The 18,138-nt window shown below is 61.4% G+C and carries 14 protein-coding genes; 7 read left to right on the top strand and 7 right to left on the bottom strand.

The annotated features are described in order from the left end of the window. Positions 1-19 precede the first annotated feature (19 nt). Positions 20-1,012, top strand: coding sequence for a serine O-acetyltransferase (locus ABWL43_RS21720; protein ID WP_106576296.1), 993 nt, complete (start codon positions 20-22; stop codon positions 1,010-1,012). Positions 1,013-1,014: 2 nt separating this feature from the next. Continuing rightward, entirely contained in the window at positions 1,015-1,746 is a 732-nt protein-coding gene (locus ABWL43_RS21725) for an alanyl-tRNA editing protein (RefSeq protein ID WP_404484279.1), read from the top strand. 59 nt (positions 1,747-1,805) lie between these two features. On the opposite strand, the gene ABWL43_RS21730 is transcribed toward ABWL43_RS21725, so the two are convergent. Then, on the bottom strand, positions 1,806-2,768 hold the full coding sequence (locus tag ABWL43_RS21730; RefSeq protein ID WP_242195913.1) for a hypothetical protein: 963 nt from the start codon (positions 2,766-2,768) through the stop codon (positions 1,806-1,808). A gap of 330 nt (positions 2,769-3,098) precedes the next feature. Here ABWL43_RS21730 and ABWL43_RS21735 point away from each other — a divergent pair, with 330 nt between their 5' ends. Continuing rightward, the gene (locus ABWL43_RS21735) at positions 3,099-4,844 is read left to right on the top strand and encodes an ABC transporter permease subunit (RefSeq protein WP_145159149.1); all 1,746 of its coding nucleotides are present in this window, start codon (positions 3,099-3,101) and stop codon (positions 4,842-4,844) included. A 14-nt stretch (positions 4,845-4,858) separates the two neighbouring features. After that, positions 4,859-6,178 carry an AAA-associated domain-containing protein gene (locus tag ABWL43_RS21740; protein ID WP_145159151.1) on the top strand — a complete coding sequence of 440 codons (1,320 nt, stop codon included), beginning with the start codon at positions 4,859-4,861 and terminating at the stop codon, positions 6,176-6,178. 156 nt (positions 6,179-6,334) lie between these two features. Here ABWL43_RS21740 and prpD read toward each other — a convergent pair whose 3' ends face one another. From prpD to ABWL43_RS21770, 6 genes are all read right to left on the bottom strand, one after another. Beyond that, complete coding sequence (gene prpD, locus ABWL43_RS21745) at positions 6,335-7,819, bottom strand: 2-methylcitrate dehydratase (protein ID WP_404484284.1); 1,485 nt, start codon at positions 7,817-7,819, stop codon at positions 6,335-6,337. A 214-nt stretch (positions 7,820-8,033) separates the two neighbouring features. Further along, entirely contained in the window at positions 8,034-9,224 is a 1,191-nt protein-coding gene (gene prpF, locus ABWL43_RS21750) for a 2-methylaconitate cis-trans isomerase PrpF (RefSeq protein ID WP_404484287.1), read from the bottom strand. Positions 9,225-9,234: 10 nt separating this feature from the next. Beyond that, positions 9,235-11,829, bottom strand: a complete 2,595-nt coding sequence (gene acnD / locus ABWL43_RS21755) for a Fe/S-dependent 2-methylisocitrate dehydratase AcnD (protein ID WP_404484289.1) — start codon at positions 11,827-11,829, stop codon at positions 9,235-9,237. A 198-nt stretch (positions 11,830-12,027) separates the two neighbouring features. Next, a complete protein-coding gene (gene prpC, locus ABWL43_RS21760) occupies positions 12,028-13,155 on the bottom strand; it encodes a 2-methylcitrate synthase (RefSeq protein ID WP_242195929.1) in 1,128 nt (375 codons plus the stop codon). A gap of 42 nt (positions 13,156-13,197) precedes the next feature. Beyond that, positions 13,198-14,091, bottom strand: a complete 894-nt coding sequence (gene prpB / locus ABWL43_RS21765; protein ID WP_025854214.1) for a methylisocitrate lyase — start codon at positions 14,089-14,091, stop codon at positions 13,198-13,200. Positions 14,092-14,102: 11 nt separating this feature from the next. Then, positions 14,103-14,798 carry a GntR family transcriptional regulator gene (locus tag ABWL43_RS21770; protein WP_119742083.1) on the bottom strand — a complete coding sequence of 232 codons (696 nt, stop codon included), beginning with the start codon at positions 14,796-14,798 and terminating at the stop codon, positions 14,103-14,105. 270 nt (positions 14,799-15,068) lie between these two features. Between ABWL43_RS21770 and ABWL43_RS21775 the strand changes: the two genes are divergently transcribed. From ABWL43_RS21775 to ABWL43_RS21785, 3 genes are read left to right on the top strand one after another with little or no spacing between them, the layout of a single operon-like run. Beyond that, the gene (locus ABWL43_RS21775; protein WP_119742081.1) at positions 15,069-15,605 is read left to right on the top strand and encodes an ATP-dependent zinc protease; all 537 of its coding nucleotides are present in this window, start codon (positions 15,069-15,071) and stop codon (positions 15,603-15,605) included. A 5-nt stretch (positions 15,606-15,610) separates the two neighbouring features. Continuing rightward, positions 15,611-17,143: an inactive transglutaminase family protein gene (locus ABWL43_RS21780; RefSeq protein ID WP_106576285.1), complete on the top strand. Its 1,533-nt coding sequence runs from the start codon at positions 15,611-15,613 to the stop codon at positions 17,141-17,143. Next, the gene (locus tag ABWL43_RS21785) at positions 17,143-18,129 is read left to right on the top strand and encodes an alpha-L-glutamate ligase-like protein (protein ID WP_404484293.1); all 987 of its coding nucleotides are present in this window, start codon (positions 17,143-17,145) and stop codon (positions 18,127-18,129) included. Before ABWL43_RS21780 ends, ABWL43_RS21785 begins: the two co-directional genes overlap by 1 nt. Positions 18,130-18,138: the final 9 nt, after the last annotated feature.

The following is an 18,138-nucleotide window of genomic DNA, read 5'->3' on the forward strand; positions in this document are numbered from 1 at the left end:
AGAACGCGGGGGTGCCTCCATGGGGGGCTTTATCGACATGCAACAGCTGCACGATGAGTTGCTCACCCACCTCATCAAGACCCTGACGCCTGCGCAGATCAAGCAGCTGGAACCGCACCTGGCGCCGCTGATCCAGAACGCCGCCCAGGCGGTGGCCGAGGACCTGATCGCCTATGCCTATCGCGACCCGGCGTCACGCGGGCGCGGCGAGTTGATTCTGGAATCCTATGCCTCGTTCAAGGCCGTGCTGTTTTACCGCCTTGCGCACCTGGTATGGCATTTCCCCGATCAAACCAATGGCGAGTTTTCGCGCATGGCTCTGAAGCTCAGCAACCAGGGCAAAATCCTCTCTGGAGCCGAGATCCATCCCGCTGCGCGCATAGGCCGGCGCTTCGTGCTGGACCACGGTTACGGCACAGTGATCGGCGAAACCTGCGAGATCGGCAACGACTGCTACATCCTCTGTGGCGTGACACTGGGCGCCCGCGGGATCGCCAACAACCCGGATGGCAAACGCCACCCGCGCCTGGGCAACAACGTCGAGGTCGGCGCCGGCGCCCGCGTGTTGGGGTATGTGCTGATCGGCGACAACGTGTTTATCAGCCCTTCGTGTGTCATCACCCAGGACGTGCCTGCCGGTACCAAGGTCAAGGTGGTCAATCAGGTTCAACTGCAGAAAAACGATGAGTCAGACCACAGCAACTACCTCGGAGCTTTCGCCCTGGACGAGCGTTTGCACGTGGTCGGCGAAGTGAATGCCAGCCACAAGGTCACGGTGCTCGACGCCGACTTTCACCCGTTGCAGGGGCTGATGCTGGAGCCCACGGTGAAAGAGCGTCATCACCTGCAGTTTCGCCTGCGCCGCCTCGATGTCGGCGAGCAACTGCCACGCTTGCCGCTGAACCTGAAAATCTGCGGGCCGGAATTTGAAATCACCCTGCTCTCCCCCCCTGGCTTGAGTGCGATGGTGCGTCACCTGTTGCAAGCCAGCCCACTGATTGTCGGAGGTTGAACATGTCTGTGCACACCATGGAAACCCTGGCGCTGTTCGACAGCGCGCCCTACCAGAATGCCTTCAGCGCGCGGGTAATTGCGGTCAGCGAACACGGCATTGCCCTGGAGCACACGCTGTTCTACCCCACCGGCGGCGGCCAGCCGGGCGACACCGGGCACCTGACACTGGCCGATGGCACGCGGGTCGAGGTGATCGGCACCGTACGCGACCCGGTGCTGCGTTCGATCATCTGGCACCAAGTCCAAGAGTGCCCGCCGCAGTTGACTGTCGGGGTGCAGGTGGACGCGGGTCTGGACTGGGAACGCCGCTACCAGCATATGAAGATGCACACCTGCCTGCATTTGCTGTGCTCGATCATTGATGCCCCCGTCACCGGTTGCAGCATCAGCGCAGACAAAGGCCGGCTGGATTTCGACTTGCCGGAAATGACCCTCGATAAAGACAGCATCACCCGCGACCTCAACGCCCTGATCGAGCAGGCCCACGTGGTGAAAACCCTGTCGATGCCCGCCTCGGAGTACTCAACCCTGCTGCAGATCACCCGTACCCAGGCAGTAGCGCCGCCGGTGATCCAGGGTTCGGTGAGGGTAATTGAAATCGCCGGCATCGATATCCAGCCATGCGGTGGCACCCATGTTATCAACACCGAGGAAATCGGCCGGGTGTTCTGCGAGAAAATCGAAAAGAAGAGCAAGCACAACCGCCGGGTGATCCTGCGGTTCGAGGGATAGGTCAACCCTGACGCGGCCCGTATGGGGTGCCCCCATACAAGGCCGACGCGGTGCAGCCCTTATTGCTTTTGCTCGCTGATTTTCTTGCTCAAGGTCTCGATCTGCGCTTGAAGCTGCGCAATCACCGCCTTGAACTGTGCTTCCATTTGATCAAGCCCGGCCTGCAGCTGTGCGTTTTCACTCATGAGTGCTTCAACGCCACGCGCAGCAGTCGCTTCTGGCTCATCGCTCGGGGCCGACGTTGGGTCATTCGCGGGGGCCGCTGCGTCGGGTGACGGACCAGGAGCAGAATTTTCCGGCTCAGAAGGCACCGCGTTCTGAGGCGTGCCAATCGCGTCAATGCGTTGAGCCAAGCCCTGGATTTGCTCTTGCAGTTGCTGAATCACCGTCTTGAGCTCCCCGAAAAACGCTAACACTTCCTGGCGAAACGCTTGGCTCTCACGGTTCAACGCTTCAAGACTTTGAGCCTGGCCCGGCTCAGTCCCCGATGGATTCGGTGTAACCGGCGAAGCCTGCGACGGCGCAGTGTGCTGCTCACCTGCAGAACGGTTCTGCGGCGTAGCCTCAGGCTGATTCGAGGAGGGTTGAGTGGCTTCACGTGGCGTATTGAGTTGCTGGGTCAGGTCGACAACTTGCTGTTGGAGGCTCTGGATCTGTGGCCCAACCTCAGCGGCAAACCCCTGGAACTTGGCACGAAGCGCCATATTTTTTTGCGTCAGTTCTGCCAGCGAGTCCGTCGCCTCCGAGCCCTGTGACGGTGGCGCGTTCACGATCGCGCTGTGGCTTGAGAACTGGCCGCGCTGCTCGGGCGTCATCGCGGGACGCAGCGGCGCGGAATCGGGCTGGGTACTGGCTCGTTCGGAAGCGCGGGCGCTGTCCTGGTAGCTGATGGGCGACGGCTTTTGAGGCTGTTCATAGCCAACCGTGTAGGGTGCTGGCCGAGTATTTACGCTAGTCATAGGGACCTTCCCAGATTCAGGTAGTGAAGTCGTGATTGCCGATTTGAAGGCCTGCGTTCGCACGCCGTCTGGTTACCTGATTGGCGTTTCTCTGAAAGAGGGTTCCGGAACCGTAGGGCGGGTAAGTGGCTATTTGTATCTCAGGCAAAAACAGCGGTGCCTTGCGCTTGTGTCAGGGGCGGACGCCCGGCGCACCAACACATAAGCCGCAGTTCGTACAGGAAACTGACAGCAAATTTATGTGCTTGTAACATTCAGAAACGTACAATCCCGCCTGCAACGCCTCGTTGCCCCTGACTCACGAAAACAGCGCCCGCCCTTCTCGGTGGGTCATTCGTGCAGCAGCTAAGCTCACTCCCATCACGCCCCTGAACGCTGCAGGACTGACTGCCTATGAACAGAGTGTTTCGTCACTATTTACCGGCGTCCACGCTGCGCTTGCTACCCAATCGCTGGGATTTGGTCGCCTTGCCTCTGGTGATCGGCTTTTTATTGTTTTTCTCCATTACGGCGCGGGAAACCTGGGCACCAATCGCCACGTTGCAAAGTGAAGTCATCTCTCTGGACCCGGCCAACCTGCCGGAATACGCCATGCGCACCACCCTGCGCATGCTCGCAGCGATGGTCGCCGCGCTGGTCTTCACCCTGTTGTACGGCACCCTGGCCGCCAAAAGCCGGCGTGCCGAGAAGCTGCTGGTGCCGGTGCTCGACATCCTGCAATCGGTGCCGGTGCTCGGCTATATCTCTTTTACCGTGACGTTTTTCCTGTTGCTGTTTCCCGGGCGTGTGCTGGGCGCCGAGTTCGCGGCGATCTTTGCGATCTTCACCAGCCAGGCCTGGAACATGACGTTCAGCTTCTACCAGTCGCTGCGCATGCTGCCCCACGACCTGGTCGAAGTGTCGACCAACCTGCGGCTTTCCGGCTGGCAGAAGTTCTGGAAGCTCGACGTGCCCTTCGCCATGCCCGGGCTGGTGTGGAACATGATGATGAGCATGTCCGGCGGCTGGTTTTTTGTGGTCGCCTCCGAAGCCATTACCGTCGGCGACAAGACCATCACCCTGCCGGGCGTGGGTTCTTACCTGGCCCTGGCCATTGCCCAGAAAGACCTGCACGCCGTGGGTTACGTGATCCTGGCGATGATTGTGGTCATCCTGATGTATGACCAGTTCCTGTTCCGTCCGCTGGTGGCCTGGGCCGACAAGTTCCGCATGGAGACCACGGCCTCTCAGGGCGCCGCGCCGCAATCCTGGCTGTTGAACCTGATCCAGCGCACGCGCGTGGTTCAGCGCATCCTGCGCCCGATCACCCGTGCCATCAGCCGTATCGGTAACAAGCGTTTCAGCCTCGCGGGCAGTGCGCTCAAGGCGTTGCCGGCAGAAACACCGAAGGCCTCAAAAGTGATCGATTGGGTGTGGGGCACACTCATAGCGCTGCTGGCCGCGTATGCGCTGTATCACATCGTGCAGTACGTCGGCACCGAAGTGACCTTTGCCGAGGTCGGCCATGTGTTCCTGCTGGGCCTGATCACGCTGCTGCGGGTAACCGGGCTGATCCTGATCGCATCACTCATCTGGGTGCCCCTGGGCGTGATGATCGGCCTGCGCCCCCGCCTTGCGGAGAAAATCCAGCCCCTGGCGCAGTTCCTTGCCGCCTTCCCGGCGAACCTGCTGTTCCCGGTATTCGTCATCGTGATCCTGCACTACAAGCTCAACCCGGACATCTGGCTGAGCCCGCTGATCGTACTGGGCACCCAGTGGTACATCCTGTTTAACGTGATCGCCGGGGCCAGCGCGTTTCCCAACGACTTCAAGGAAGCTGCCGCCAACTTCCGCATCCGCGGCTGGTTGTGGTGGCGCAAGGTGATGCTGCCGGGGATCTTCCCCTATTACGTTACCGGCGCCATTACCGCTTCGGGCGGCGCGTGGAACGCCAGTATCGTTTCCGAGTACGTGTCCTGGGGCCAGGACAACGTGGTCGCCCACGGGCTGGGCGCCTACATTGCACAGACCACCGCCGCCGGCGACTTCCCGAAAATCGCCTTGGGCGTGGTGGTGATGTCGATCTTTGTGGTGGCCTTCAACCGCGCAGTCTGGCGGCCGATGTACGCCCTGGCTGAAAACAAACTTCGCTTGAATTGACGGGATTCGCTGTGATGAATACCAATACCGAACACGCTGCTGATACCCCGCAAATCTACTCGCTGAAAAACGTCAACCGGGTTTTCGGCAAGGGCAAAGACGAGCTGCAAGTGCTCAGCGGCGTGGACTTGAGCCTGCACGAAGGCGAGATCGTCGGCATGCTCGGCCGCTCCGGCTCGGGCAAGTCCACCTTGCTGCGCATCATCGCCGGGCTGATTCAGCCGTCGTCGGGCGAAGTGCGCTACAACGGCGCCCCGCTCAACGGCCCGGCCGAAGGTGTGGCCATGGTGTTCCAGACCTTTGCGCTGTTCCCCTGGCTGACCGTGCTGGAAAACGTGGAAGCCGGCCTGCAAGCCTTGCAAGTCGAGCGCAAGGAAAGCCGCCGCCGCGCCCTGGCCGCCATCGACCTGATCGGCCTGGACGGGTTTGAAAACGCCTACCCGCGCGAGTTGTCCGGCGGCATGCGCCAGCGCGTGGGCTTTGCCCGTGGCCTGGTGGTCAACCCGACGCTGCTGCTGATGGACGAACCGTTCTCGGCCCTCGACGTGCTCACCGCCGAAACCCTGCGCACCGACTTGCTGGACTTGTGGAGCGGCAAGCAACTGCCGATCAAATCGATCCTGATCGTGACCCACAACATCGAAGAAGCGGTGCTGATGTGCGACCGCATCCTGGTGTTGTCGTCCAACCCGGGCCGGGTGGTCGCCGAAATCAAGGTGCCATTTGCGCACCCGCGCAACCGCCTGGACCCGACCTTTCGGCAAATGGTCGACGACATTTATGCCTTGATGACCGACCGGCGCAGCGCCGATGCCAAAGGCATCCCCGAGCTGAAAATGGGCAGCCTGCTGCCGGAAGTGTCGACCAACCTGATGGCCGGCCTGATCGAAACCCTGGCCGCCGAGCCTTACAACGGCCACGCAGGCTTGCCCACGGTAGCCGAGCGCCGCCTGCTGGAAGTGGACGATTTATTCCCGGTGGCCGAGATGCTCGAGCATTTGGGTTTCGCCGAACTCAAGGGCGCCGACATCACCCTCACCGACGCCGGCAAACTGTTCGCCGACTACGGCACCCAGGAACGCAAAACCCTGTTCGCCGAGCATTTGATCCGGCACGTGCCATTGGCCGCGCGCATTCATCAGGTATTGCTTGAGCGCAGCGGGCATCGGGCGCCACGGGTGCGCTTCGAGCAGGAACTGGAGGACTCAATGACCGAAGCCTTTGTGCAAAAAACCCTGGAAAGCGTGGTGGCGTGGGGGCGGTATGCGGAGATTTTCTCCTATGACGACCATACCGAGACCTTCAGCCTGGATGATGTGGAAGGCAGTATGTAAGCCGAACACTTTTTATTGAGCACACAGGGCAAATGTGGGAGCTGGCTTGCCTGCGATAGCATCACCTCGGTGTATCTGAAAGACCGAATTGCCTGCATCGCAGGCAAGCCAGCTCCCACAGTGATTGGGTTTACACAGTGAGTGTTGTGGTGGTGTTCAGATCACAAACAGGTCCACAAACCGATTCACTGGCGTGGCCTCAAGCTTCGCCTGATCCTTGCACAGGGCAAAAATCTCGGCACTGCGCTGCGCGGTAAACCGGGTCGCCAGGTTGGCCTTGAACTTGTCCTCCAGCAATGGAATGCCATCCACCCGACGCCGACGATGGCCGATCGGGTATTCCACCGCCACCTGCTCGGTCCTGGAACCATCCTTGAAAAACACTTGCACCGCGTTGGCGATGGAGCGCTTGTCGGCCTCCAGGTATTCGCGGCTGTAGCGTGGCTCTTCGATGATCACCATCTTCTGGCGCAGCTCATCGATGATCGGGTGGGCCGCGTGAAACGCGTCCTCGTACTGCTCGGCCACCAGATTGCCGAAGGCCAGCGGCACCGCGGTCATGTATTGCAGGCAGTGGTCGCGGTCGGCGGCGTTGGCCAACGGGCCGACCTTGGAGATGATGCGAATCGCCGACTCATGGGTGGTGATCACGATGCGCTCGATTTCATGCAGGCGCGCTTTGACCTGCGGGTGCAAGGCCACTGCGGCTTCGCAGGCGGTTTGCGCATGGAATTCGGCCGGGAAGCTGATCTTGAACAGGACGTTTTCCATCACATAAGTGCCGTAGGGCTGCGACAGGCGGAACGCGCGCTTGTCCTCAGGCTTAAGCGCCAGGTCGTTGTTGGTGTGACTGAACAGCACGTCATAGAACCCCCACTGCGGCGCACTCAACACACCGGGAATGCCCATCTCGCCGCGCAAGGCGATATCGGCCAGGCGCACGCCACGGCTCGACGCATCGCCAGCCGCCCAGGATTTGCGCGAGCCCGCATTGGGTGCATGGCGGTAAGTGCGCAGTGCCTGGCCGTCGACAAATGCATGGGACAACGCTGCAAGCAACTGCTCGCGGTTGGCGCCCATCAGCTTGGCGGAGACCGCCGTGGAGGCGACTTTCACCAGCAGCACGTGATCGAGGCCGACACGGTTGAAGGAGTTTTCCAGGGCGATCACGCCCTGGATTTCGTGGGCCATGATCATCGCTTCCAGCACCGCGCGCACGGTCAGCGGTGCGTCGCCATTGGCCACGCGCTTTTGCGAAAGGTGGTCGGCCACGGCGAGGATGCCGCCGAGGTTATCCGAAGGGTGGCCCCATTCGGCGGCGAGCCAGGTGTCGTTGTAGTCGAGCCAACGCACGATGCAGCCGATGTCCCAGGCGGCTTTGACCGGGTCCAGACGCAACGAAGTGCCCGGCACGCGCGCCCCGAACGGCACGACGGTGCCCTCCACGAGTGGCCCCAGGTGCTTGGTGCACTCGGGAAAACGCAGGGCCAGCAGGCCACAGCCGAGGGTGTCCATCAGGCAGTTGCGGGCGGTGTCCAGTGCGGCCTGGGAGTCGATGCGGTAATCGAGGACATAATCGGCGATGTCCTGCAGGACCTGGTCGTAGTCGGGGCGGTTGTTCTGGTCGACGTTGGCGCTCATGGCAGTTCTCCAAGCAGTTAGGGGGTTGTTCCATCCTCAGGGTCAGGGTTGATCATGTGTTGGCAGGTCTGATTGCCCACCTTGGTCGTGCGGATAGCACCATTCCCTGTGGGAGCGGGCTTGCCCGCGATGGCGGTCTGTCAGTGGCACATAAGGTGACTGGTCCACCGCATTCGCGGGCAAGCCCGCTCCCACATGGGTTCGGTGCTGGCTATTAAAAGGCGTCGCCGGGCACGCGTACGAAACCTTCCATCAATACCCGCGCGCTGCGGCTCATGATGGCTTTCTTAACGACCCATTCGCCGTTCACCTGGGTCGCCTCCGCGCCCACACGCAAGGTGCCGGACGGATGCCCGAAGCGCACCGCATTACGCTCGACACCACCGGCTGCGAGGTTGACCAAGGTGCCGGAAATCGCCGCCGCCGTGCCAATCGCCACCGCCGCCGTGCCCATCATGGCGTGGTGCAACTTGCCCATCGACAAGGCGCGCACCAGCAGATCCACATCACCGGCCTTGATGGCCTTGCCGCTGGACGCCACGTAGTCCAAAGGCTTGGCCACAAAGGCGACCTTGGGCGTGTGCTGACGCTGGGCGGCTTCGTCAAGATGCTTGATCAGGCCCATGCGCAATGCGCCATAGGCCCGCACGGTTTCAAACATCGCCAGGGCTTTGGGGTCGCTGTTGATCGCGCCTTGCAGCTCGGTGCCGGTGTAGCCGAGGTCTTCAGCGTTGATGAAAATCGTCGGAATGCCCGCATTGATCAGCGTCGCCTTGAAGGTGCCGACACCGGGCACCTCCAAGTCGTCGATCAGATTACCGGTGGGAAACATCGAGCCACCGCCGCCCTCCTCTTCCGCCGCCGGGTCCATGAACTCCAGCTGCACTTCGGCGGCCGGGAAGGTCACGCCGTCGAGCTCAAAGTCGCCGGTTTCCTGCACCGCGCCGTCGGTGATCGGCACATGGGCGATGATGGTCTTGCCGATATTGGCCTGCCAGACCCGCACCACGGCCACGCCGTTGCGCGGCACGCGGGCGGGGTCGACCAGCCCGGCGCTGATGGCAAACGAACCCACCGCTGCCGACAGGTTGCCGCAGTTGCCGCTCCAATCGACAAAAGGCTCGTCGATGGAGACCTGGCCAAACAAGTAGTCCACGTCATGATCGGCACGGGTGCTTTTGGCGAGGATCACGGTTTTGCTGGTGCTCGAAGTGGCGCCGCCCATGCCGTCGATTTGCTTGTCGTAGGGATCGGGGCTGCCGATCACCCGCAACAGCAAAGCGTCGCGCGCGGCACCCGGCACCTTCGCCGCTTCGGGCAGGTCCTTGAGGCTGAAAAACACGCCCTTGCTGGTGCCGCCACGCATGTAGGTGGCGGGAATCTTGATTTGCGCTGCGTGTGCCATGGTTAAACCCTCAGGCGGTTGCCGCCGATTCCAGGAAGTCCTGGGCAAAACGTTGCAACACGCCGCCCGCCTCGTAGATCGACACTTCTTCGGCGGTGTCCAGGCGGCACGTCACCGGCACCTCGACACGTTCGCCATTTTTGCGGTTGATCACCAGGGTCAGTTGCGCACGCGGGGTGCGTTGGCCGACCACGTCATAGGTTTCGCTGCCGTCGATGTTCAGGGTGTGGCGGTCGGTGCCCGGCAGAAACTCCAGCGGCAACACGCCCATGCCCACCAGGTTGGTGCGGTGGATACGCTCAAAGCCTTCGGCGGCAATCGCCTCCACACCGGCCAGGCGCACGCCCTTGGCGGCCCAGTCGCGGGACGAACCCTGGCCGTAGTCGGCGCCGGCAATAATGATCAGCGGCTGCTTGCGTTCCATGTAGGTTTCAATGGCTTCCCACATCCGCGTGACCCGGCCTTCCGGCTCGATACGCGCCAGCGAACCCTGCTTGACCTTGCCGTTTTCCTGGACCATTTCGTTGAACAGTTTCGGGTTGGCAAAGGTCGCGCGTTGCGCGGTCAAGTGGTCGCCGCGGTGAGTCGCGTAGGAGTTGAAGTCGACTTCCGGCAAGCCCATTTTCGCCAGGTACTCGCCCGCGGCGCTGTCGAGCATGATCGCGTTGGACGGCGACAGGTGGTCGGTGGTGATGTTGTCCGGCAGCACCGCCAGCGGCCGCATACCCTTGAGTGGGCGTGCACCGGCCAGCGCGCCTTCCCAATACGGCGGGCGGCGGATGTAGGTGCTTTGCGGGCGCCAGTCGTACAGCGGCGCCACTTTGGGGCCGGTGTCTTCGTGGATCGCAAACATCGGGATGTAGACCGCGCGGAACTGCTCCGGCTTGACCGAAGCCTTGACCACCGCGTCGATTTCTTCATCGCTGGGCCAGATGTCCTGCAGGCGGATTTCCTTGCCGTTGGCGTCGAGACCCAGCACGTCCTTTTCAATGTCGAAACGGATGGTGCCGGCAATCGCGTAAGCCACCACCAGCGGCGGCGAGGCCAGGAACGCTTGCTTGGCGTAGGGGTGAATGCGCCCGTCGAAGTTGCGGTTGCCCGACAACACGGCAGTGGCGTACAGGTCGCGGTCGATGATTTCCTGCTGGATCACCGGGTCGAGTGCGCCGGACATGCCATTGCAGGTGGTGCAGGCAAACGCCACCACACCAAAACCCAGCTGCTCCAACTCGTGGGTCAAGCCCGCTTCGTCCAGGTACATCGCTACGGTTTTCGAACCCGGCGCCAGCGAGGATTTGACCCACGGCTTGCGCGTCAGCCCAAGCTTGTTGGCATTACGCGCCAGCAGGCCGGCGGCGATCACGTTGCGCGGGTTACTGGTGTTGGTGCAACTGGTGATAGCGGCGATGATCACCGCGCCATCAGGCATTTGCCCCGGCACTTCGTCCCACTGGCCGGAGATGCCCTTGGACGCCAGGTCGCTGGTGGCCACGCGCGCGTGCGGGTTGCTCGGGCCGGCCATGTTGCGCACTACGCTGGACAGGTCGAAGGTCAGGCCGCGCTCGTATTGCGCGCCTTTCAAGTCATCCGCCCACAGGCCGGTGTGACGCGCGTACTGCTCGACCAAGGTGACTTGTTCGTCTTCACGGCCGGTGAGTTTCAGGTAGGCGATGGTCTGCGGGTCGATGTAGAACATCGCCGCGGTGGCACCGTATTCCGGGGCCATGTTGGAGATGGTCGCGCGGTCGCCCAGGGTCAGCTTGGAGGCGCCTTCGCCGAAGAATTCCAGCCACGCCCCCACCACTTTCTGCTTACGCAGGAATTCGGTCAGCGCCAGCACCATGTCGGTGGCAGTGATGCCGGGCAGCAGCTTGCCGGTGAGTTCGACGCCGATAATTTCCGGCAGGCGCATCCACGAGGCGCGACCGAGCATCACACTCTCGGCCTCCAGGCCGCCAACGCCGATGGCGATCACGCCCAGGGCGTCCACATGCGGGGTGTGGCTGTCGGTGCCGACGCAGGTATCCGGGAACGCCACGCCGTCACGCACCTGAATCACCGGAGACATTTTCTCCAGGTTGATCTGGTGCATGATGCCGTTGCCCGGCGGGATCACGTCGACGTTCTTGAAGGCCTTTTTGGTCCACTCGATAAAGTGAAACCGGTCTTCGTTGCGACGGTCTTCGATGGCGCGGTTTTTCTCGAACGCGTCCGGGTCAAAACCACCGGCTTCGACCGCCAGGGAGTGGTCGACGATCAGCTGGGTCGGCACCACCGGGTTGACCTGGGCCGGGTCACCGCCTTGCAGGGCGATGGCGTCGCGCAGGCCGGCAAGGTCGACCAGGGCGGTCTGGCCGAGGATGTCGTGGCACACCACACGCGCCGGGAACCAGGGGAAGTCGAGGTCGCGCTTGCGTTCGATCAGTTGGCTCAGGGACGCATTGAGCGTGGCCGGGTCGCAACGGCGCACCAGGTTCTCGGCGAGCACGCGGGAGGTGTACGGCAAAGTGGCGTAGGCGCCGGGGGCGATTGCATCGACTGCCGCACGGGCGTCGTAGAAATCTAGGCGGCTGCCAGGGAGCGGTTTGCGAAATTCAGTGTTCATCGTCAGGACTCGGTCACGGTAGTTGCAAAAGAAGACCTGCGCAGATCCAGAATTGGAATGTGATCAAAATGTGGGAGGGGGCTTGCCCCCGATGGCGGTTGCTCAGTGCCAGCTGTATCAACTGACAGACTGCTATCGGGGGCAAGCCCCCTCTCACATTTGACCTCATACCCATCCCGGGCTCGTCGGTCTCCTCACTCAGCGACGTTCGATTGGCACGAACTTGCGCTGCTCAACGCCGATGTACTCGGCGCTTGGACGGATGATGCGGTTGTTGGCGCGCTGCTCGAACACATGCGCGGCCCAGCCGGTGAGGCGTGAGCACACGAAAATCGGCGTGAACAGCTTGGTCGGGATGCCCATGAAGTGGTACGCCGAGGCATGGTAGAAGTCGGCGTTGGGGAACAGTTTCTTCTGCTCCCACATGGTCTTGTCGATGGCTTCGGAGACCGGGAACAGCACCTTGTCGCCCACTTCGTCAGCGAGCTTTTTCGACCAGCCCTTGATCACTTCATTACGCGGGTCGCTGTCTTTGTAGATCGCGTGGCCAAAGCCCATGATCTTGTCTTTGCGCGCCAGCATGCCGAGAGTGCCTTCGACGGCTTCTTCGGCCGAGCCGAAACGCTCGATCATTTCCATCGCGGCTTCGTTGGCGCCGCCGTGCAGCGGGCCGCGCAGCGAACCGATGGCGGCGGTGACGCAGGAATACAGGTCGGACAGGGTCGAGGCACACACACGGGCGGTGAAGGTCGAGGCGTTGAATTCGTGCTCGGCGTAAAGGATCAGCGACACGTTCATGACCTTCTCGTGCAACTCGCTCGGCTTCTTGCCATGCAACAGGTGCAGGAAATGGCCGCCGATACTCGGCTCGTCGGTCACGCAGTCAATCTTCTTGCCATCGTGGCTGAAGCGATACCAGTAGCACATGATCGCCGGGAAAGCGGCAAGCAGGCGGTCGGTGACATCGCGTTGCACGCTGAAGTCTTTTTCGGGCTCGATATTGCCCAGGAACGAGCAGCCGGTGCGCATCACGTCCATCGGGTGGGCGTCGGCGGGGATGCGTTCCAGCACTTCTTTAAGTGCCTGCGGCAAGTCGCGCAGCTTGCCGAGTTTGGCGGTGTAGGCCGCCAGTTCGGCTTGGGTTGGCAATTCGCCGTACAGCAGCAGGTAGGCGACTTCTTCAAATTGCGCATCGGCGGCCAGTTCACGCACGTCGTAGCCGCGATAGGTCAAGCCGGCGCCGGCCTGGCCCACGGTGGACAGTGCGGTCTGCCCGGCCACCTGGCCACGCAGGCCGGCCCCACTCAATACTTTTGCTTCAGCCATGGTTGTTCTCCAATTTTGTAGTTATTCAGGGAGGCGCGTTCTTTACTTTTTCGCGGCGAACAGCGCGTCGAGCTTCTGCTCGAAAGTGTGGTAGTCGATGCGATCGTAGAGCTCCATGCGGGTTTGCATGGTGTCGATCACGTTCTGTTGAGTGCCATCGCGACGGATCGCGGTGTAGACATTCTCGGCGGCCTTGTTCATGGCGCGGAAGGCCGAGAGCGGGTACAGCACGATGGAAACATCGGCAGATTTCAACTGTTCGGTGGTGTACAGCGGCGTCGCGCCGAATTCGGTGATGTTGGCCAGGATCGGTGCCTTCACGCGGGAGGCGAAGAGCTTGTACATCTCCAGCTCAGTGATGGCTTCGGGAAACACCATGTCAGCGCCGGCTTCGATGCAGGCGGCGGCGCGTTCCAGTGCCGACTCCAAACCTTCGACGGCGAGGGCGTCAGTGCGCGCCATGATCACGAAACTGTCATCGGTGCGCGCATCCACGGCGGCTTTGATACGGTCGACCATTTCCTGCTGGGACACGATTTCTTTGTTCGGGCGGTGGCCGCAGCGTTTGGCGCCGACCTGGTCTTCGATATGGATAGCGGCCGCGCCAAACTTGATCATCGACTTGACCGTGCGCGCCACGTTGAAGGCCGAGGAGCCAAAACCGGTGTCCACGTCCACCAGCAGCGGCAGGTCGCACACGTCGGTGATGCGGCGCACGTCGGTCAACACGTCATCCAGGCCCGTGATGCCCAGGTCTGGCACGCCCAGAGAACCCGCCGCCACGCCGCCGCCCGACAGGTAAATCGCCTTGAAACCGGCGCGCTTGGCCAGCAGCGCGTGGTTGGCGTTGATCGCGCCAACGACCTGTAACGGATGTTCGCTGGCAACCGCGTCACGGAAACGCTGGCCGGGTGTACTTTTATTGTTAGAACTCATGACTCACCTCTTCAGGAAGTGCCGTCGGGGAAGTGACGGGCAATGTTGCGTTTGGAGGCGCCGATATGCCGGCGCATCAACAATTCGGCCAGTTCACCGTCGCGATCGGCAATCGCGTCAAGAATGCGGTGGTGCTCGGCAAAAGCCTGGCGTGGACGATTGGGCGTGGCGGAGAACTGGATGCGGTACATGCGCACCAATTGGTACAGCTCGCCGCAGAGCATTTGGGTCAGGGTGCGATTGCCGGCGCCTTGAATTATCCGGTAATGAAAATCGAAGTCGCCTTCCTGCTGGTAGTAGCCCAGGCCGGCCTGGAACGCTTCGTCGCGTTCATGGGTATGAAGCACCTGGCGCAGCTCTTCGATTTCCGCGTCGGTCATGCGCTCGGCGGCCAGGCGGCAGGCCATGCCCTCCAGGGACTCGCGGATTTCATAGAGTTCGATCAGCTCGGCATGGCTCAAGGACACCACTCGCGCGCCAACGTGAGGCACGCGCACCAGCAGGCGCTGGCCTTCCAGGCGGTGGATGGCTTCGCGCAGCGGGCCACGGCTGATGCCGTAGGTGCGGGCCAGCTCCGGCTCGGAAATCTTGCTGCCGGGGGCGATTTCGCCTTTGACGATGGCGGCCTGGATGCGCCGGAAGACGTTCTCGGACATGGTCTGGGAATCGTCCTGCGCCACCACTGGGGTTTCCAGTTGATCCAGCATATTGTCGACACCTTTAAAAGCAATGCCGCAAAAACTAGCCACTCAAGCCAAAATAGTCAAAGAATAAATCAACATTGTCGACAATCGTCTAATAACCCCTTCTGCGCTAAATAGGGGCATGGCCGCCTGCCAGCGCTGGCGCCAAAAAAGCATCATGTTAGAATGCCCGCCGCTTTTGCCTGACATCACTTGATGAAACGGCGCACCCGAGATTGCGCAGCAATGCCAGTCGCCTTGAATTAAACATCGCACTGCAGCGCCTCAGGATCTATGAGACTCAAGCCCTTCCTTTTAATGTTTTGCCTAGCGTGCATACCCAGCCTTGGCGGCGCCGCCGAGAAGACCGTGTATGGCCTGAATGAATACGCGAAACTGGCGGGCATTGACCTGGAAGTGGCGGCCAAACTCGACACCGGCGCCAAGACCGCCTCGTTGAGCGCCCGCGACATCAAGCGCTTCAAACGCAACGGTGAATCCTGGGTACGTTTCTACCTGGCCATCGACACCGCCCATTCCCACCCCATCGAACGCCCCCTGGCCCGCGTCAGCAAAATCAAACGCCGCGCCGGAGACTACGACCCCGATGAGGACAAGAACTACACCGCCCGCCCAGTCATCGCTCTGGACATTTGCATGGGCACTGCTTTACGCAGCATCGAAGTGAACTTGACTGACCGCAGCGCATTCCAATACCCGCTGCTGATCGGCTCCGAAGCCTTGAAACGCTTTGATGCGCTGGTCGACCCCAGTCTTAAATACGCAGCGGGCAAACCTGCCTGCGCCGCTGACGCTCCTACCGCCGAGTAAACCGAATGCGCTCTCTGACCCTGCACCTGAAAATCCTCATCACCATTTTGGTGGTGCTGGGTATTTCGGTCACCGCCTACCAGATTTTCGTGCTGGGGATTCCCGTCACCGAGGACGCCACCGACGACCTGTGGAACATCGACGCCAAGGTCGAGTTTGTCGCCAGCCCCAAAGACCCGGTGAAGATCTCGATGTTCGTGCCGCCCCTGAGCCGCGACTTCGTCAGCCTCAACGAGAGTTTCATCTCCAATAACTACGGCGTGAGCGTCAACCGCACCGACGGTAACCGCAAGGTCACCTGGTCGGCGCGCCGCGCCAAGGGCAACCAGACGCTGTATTACCGCCTGGTGCTGACCAAGCGTTACAGCGGCGAAAAGGTCAAGGTCAAAGGTCCGACCTTCCGCGACAGCATTGCTGTGGAAGGCCCGGAAAAAATCGCCGCCGAAGCCTTGCTGGCGCCGATCCGCCAGCATTCGGCCGACGTCGAAACCTTTATTACCGAAGCGATCAAGCGTACCAACAACCTCAACGACGACAATGTGAAGCTGCTGCTGGCGGGCGACCCGTCGACGCCGCACAAGGCCAAGATCGTCGAGTTATTGCTGTCCATCGCCCATGTGCCGGTGGAAAAAGTCCACACCATCCGCCTCGTCGCCGACCAGCCGCAAACCCCGGAACTGTGGCTGCGCAGCTTCAATGGCAATGACTGGCTGTATTTCAACCCGGAAACCGGCGAGCAAGGCCTGCCCGCCGACCGCCTGCTGTGGTGGACCGGCGATGAAAACCTGATCACGGTAGATGGCGGCAAGAAAGCCATGGTGACCTTCAGCCTGAACAACAGCGAAATGAACGCGATTCGCCTGGCCAAGCTGACCGACGAGAACACCGACGCCAACTTCCTCGAATACTCGCTGTACGGCCTGCCGCTGCAAACCCAGCAGACCTTCATGATCATGGTGATGATCCCGATTGGCGTGCTGGTGATTCTGATCCTGCGCAACCTGATCGGCCTGCAGACGCTGGGCACCTTCACCCCGGTGCTGATCGCCCTGGCGTTTCGCGAGACGCAACTGGGCTTTGGCATCGTGCTGTTCACCATTATTACCGCGCTGGGCTTGTCGCTCAGGTCGTACCTGGAACACTTGAAGCTGCAGATGCTGCCGAGGCTGTCGGTGGTGCTGACCTTCGTGGTGGTGCTGATTGCGGCCATCAGTTTGTTCAGCCACAAGCTGGGCCTGGAGCGCGGGCTGTCGGTGGCGCTGTTCCCGATGGTGATTCTGACCATGACCATCGAACGCCTGTCGATCACCTGGGAAGAACGCGGCGCCAACCATGCGCTGAAAGTGGCGATTGGTACGCTGTTCGCCGCCTCGCTGGCGCACATCATCATGAGCGTGCCGGAGCTGATCTACTTTGTGTTCACCTTCCCGGCAGTCCTGTTGATCCTGGTGGGTTTCATGCTGGCCATGGGTCGTTATCGCGGCTACCGCCTGACCGAACTGGTGCGTTTCAAGGCCTTCCTCAAGGCTGACTCGTAATGTTCGGCTTCTGGAAAACCTGGAAGGCCCTGGAAGCGCGGGGCATCATGGGCATCAACCGGCGTAACGCCGACTACGTGCTCAATTACAACAAGCGCAGCCTGTACCCGATTGTGGATGACAAGATCATCACCAAGGAGCGGGCGATGGCGGCTGGCATTCATGTGCCGGAAATGTACGGGATCATTTCCACCGAGAAGGAAATCGACAAGCTCGACGAGATCATCGGTGGGCGCAGCGACTTCGTGATCAAGCCGGCCCAGGGCGCCGGCGGCGATGGCATCCTGGTGGTGGCCGACCGTTTTGAAGGGCGCTATCGCACGGTGTCCGGCAAGATCATCAGCCATGAAGAAATCGAACACCAGATTTCCAGCATCCTCACCGGCCTGTATTCCCTGGGCGGCCACCGTGACCGCGCGCTGATCGAATACCGCGTGGTGCCTGACCAGATCTTCAAGAGCATCAGCTACGAAGGCGTGCCGGACATCCGCATTATTGTGCTGATGGGTTACCCGGTGATGGCCATGCTGCGCTTGCCGACGCGCCAATCCGGCGGCAAGGCCAACCTGCACCAGGGCGCGATTGGCGTGGGTGTCGACCTGGCCACGGGTTTGACGCTGCGCGGCACCTGGCTGAACAACATCATCACCAAACACCCCGACACCACCAACGCGGTGGATGGCGTGCAACTGCCCAACTGGGACGGTTTCATGAAGTTGGCGGCCAGCTGTTATGAGCTGTGCGGGCTGGGTTACATCGGCGTTGACATGGTGCTGGACCAGGAGAAAGGCCCGCTGATCCTCGAGCTGAACGCGCGGCCGGGGCTGAATATCCAGATTGCCAACGACTGCGGCCTGACGTTGCGCACCCATGCGGTGGAAGCGCGGTTGGAAGAATTGAAAGCTGCGGGCGTGACCGAAACGCCGGAAGAGCGGGTTAAGTTCGTGCAGGAGATGTTCGGGCATATTCCCGCCGTTGAAGGCTGACGCCACTCA

Origin of the sequence: Pseudomonas sp. HT11 (genome assembly GCF_044875395.1) — a bacterium.
Lineage (GTDB): Bacteria > Pseudomonadota > Gammaproteobacteria > Pseudomonadales > Pseudomonadaceae > Aquipseudomonas.

Coding starts and splice junctions, on each gene's coding strand:
- ABWL43_RS21720 (WP_106576296.1), top strand. CDS start 20: ATGGGGGGCTTTATCGACATGCAACAGCTGCACGATGAGTTGCTCACC.
- ABWL43_RS21725 (WP_404484279.1), top strand. CDS start 1,015: ATGTCTGTGCACACCATGGAAACCCTGGCGCTGTTCGACAGCGCGCCC.
- ABWL43_RS21735 (WP_145159149.1), top strand. CDS start 3,099: ATGAACAGAGTGTTTCGTCACTATTTACCGGCGTCCACGCTGCGCTTG.
- ABWL43_RS21740 (WP_145159151.1), top strand. CDS start 4,859: ATGAATACCAATACCGAACACGCTGCTGATACCCCGCAAATCTACTCG.
- prpD (WP_404484284.1), bottom strand. CDS start 7,819: ATGAGCGCCAACGTCGACCAGAACAACCGCCCCGACTACGACCAGGTC.
- prpF (WP_404484287.1), bottom strand. CDS start 9,224: ATGGCACACGCAGCGCAAATCAAGATTCCCGCCACCTACATGCGTGGC.
- acnD (WP_404484289.1), bottom strand. CDS start 11,829: ATGAACACTGAATTTCGCAAACCGCTCCCTGGCAGCCGCCTAGATTTC.
- prpC (WP_242195929.1), bottom strand. CDS start 13,155: ATGGCTGAAGCAAAAGTATTGAGTGGGGCCGGCCTGCGTGGCCAGGTG.
- prpB (WP_025854214.1), bottom strand. CDS start 14,091: ATGAGTTCTAACAATAAAAGTACACCCGGCCAGCGTTTCCGTGACGCG.
- ABWL43_RS21770 (WP_119742083.1), bottom strand. CDS start 14,798: ATGCTGGATCAACTGGAAACCCCAGTGGTGGCGCAGGACGATTCCCAG.
- ABWL43_RS21775 (WP_119742081.1), top strand. CDS start 15,069: ATGAGACTCAAGCCCTTCCTTTTAATGTTTTGCCTAGCGTGCATACCC.
- ABWL43_RS21780 (WP_106576285.1), top strand. CDS start 15,611: ATGCGCTCTCTGACCCTGCACCTGAAAATCCTCATCACCATTTTGGTG.
- ABWL43_RS21785 (WP_404484293.1), top strand. CDS start 17,143: ATGTTCGGCTTCTGGAAAACCTGGAAGGCCCTGGAAGCGCGGGGCATC.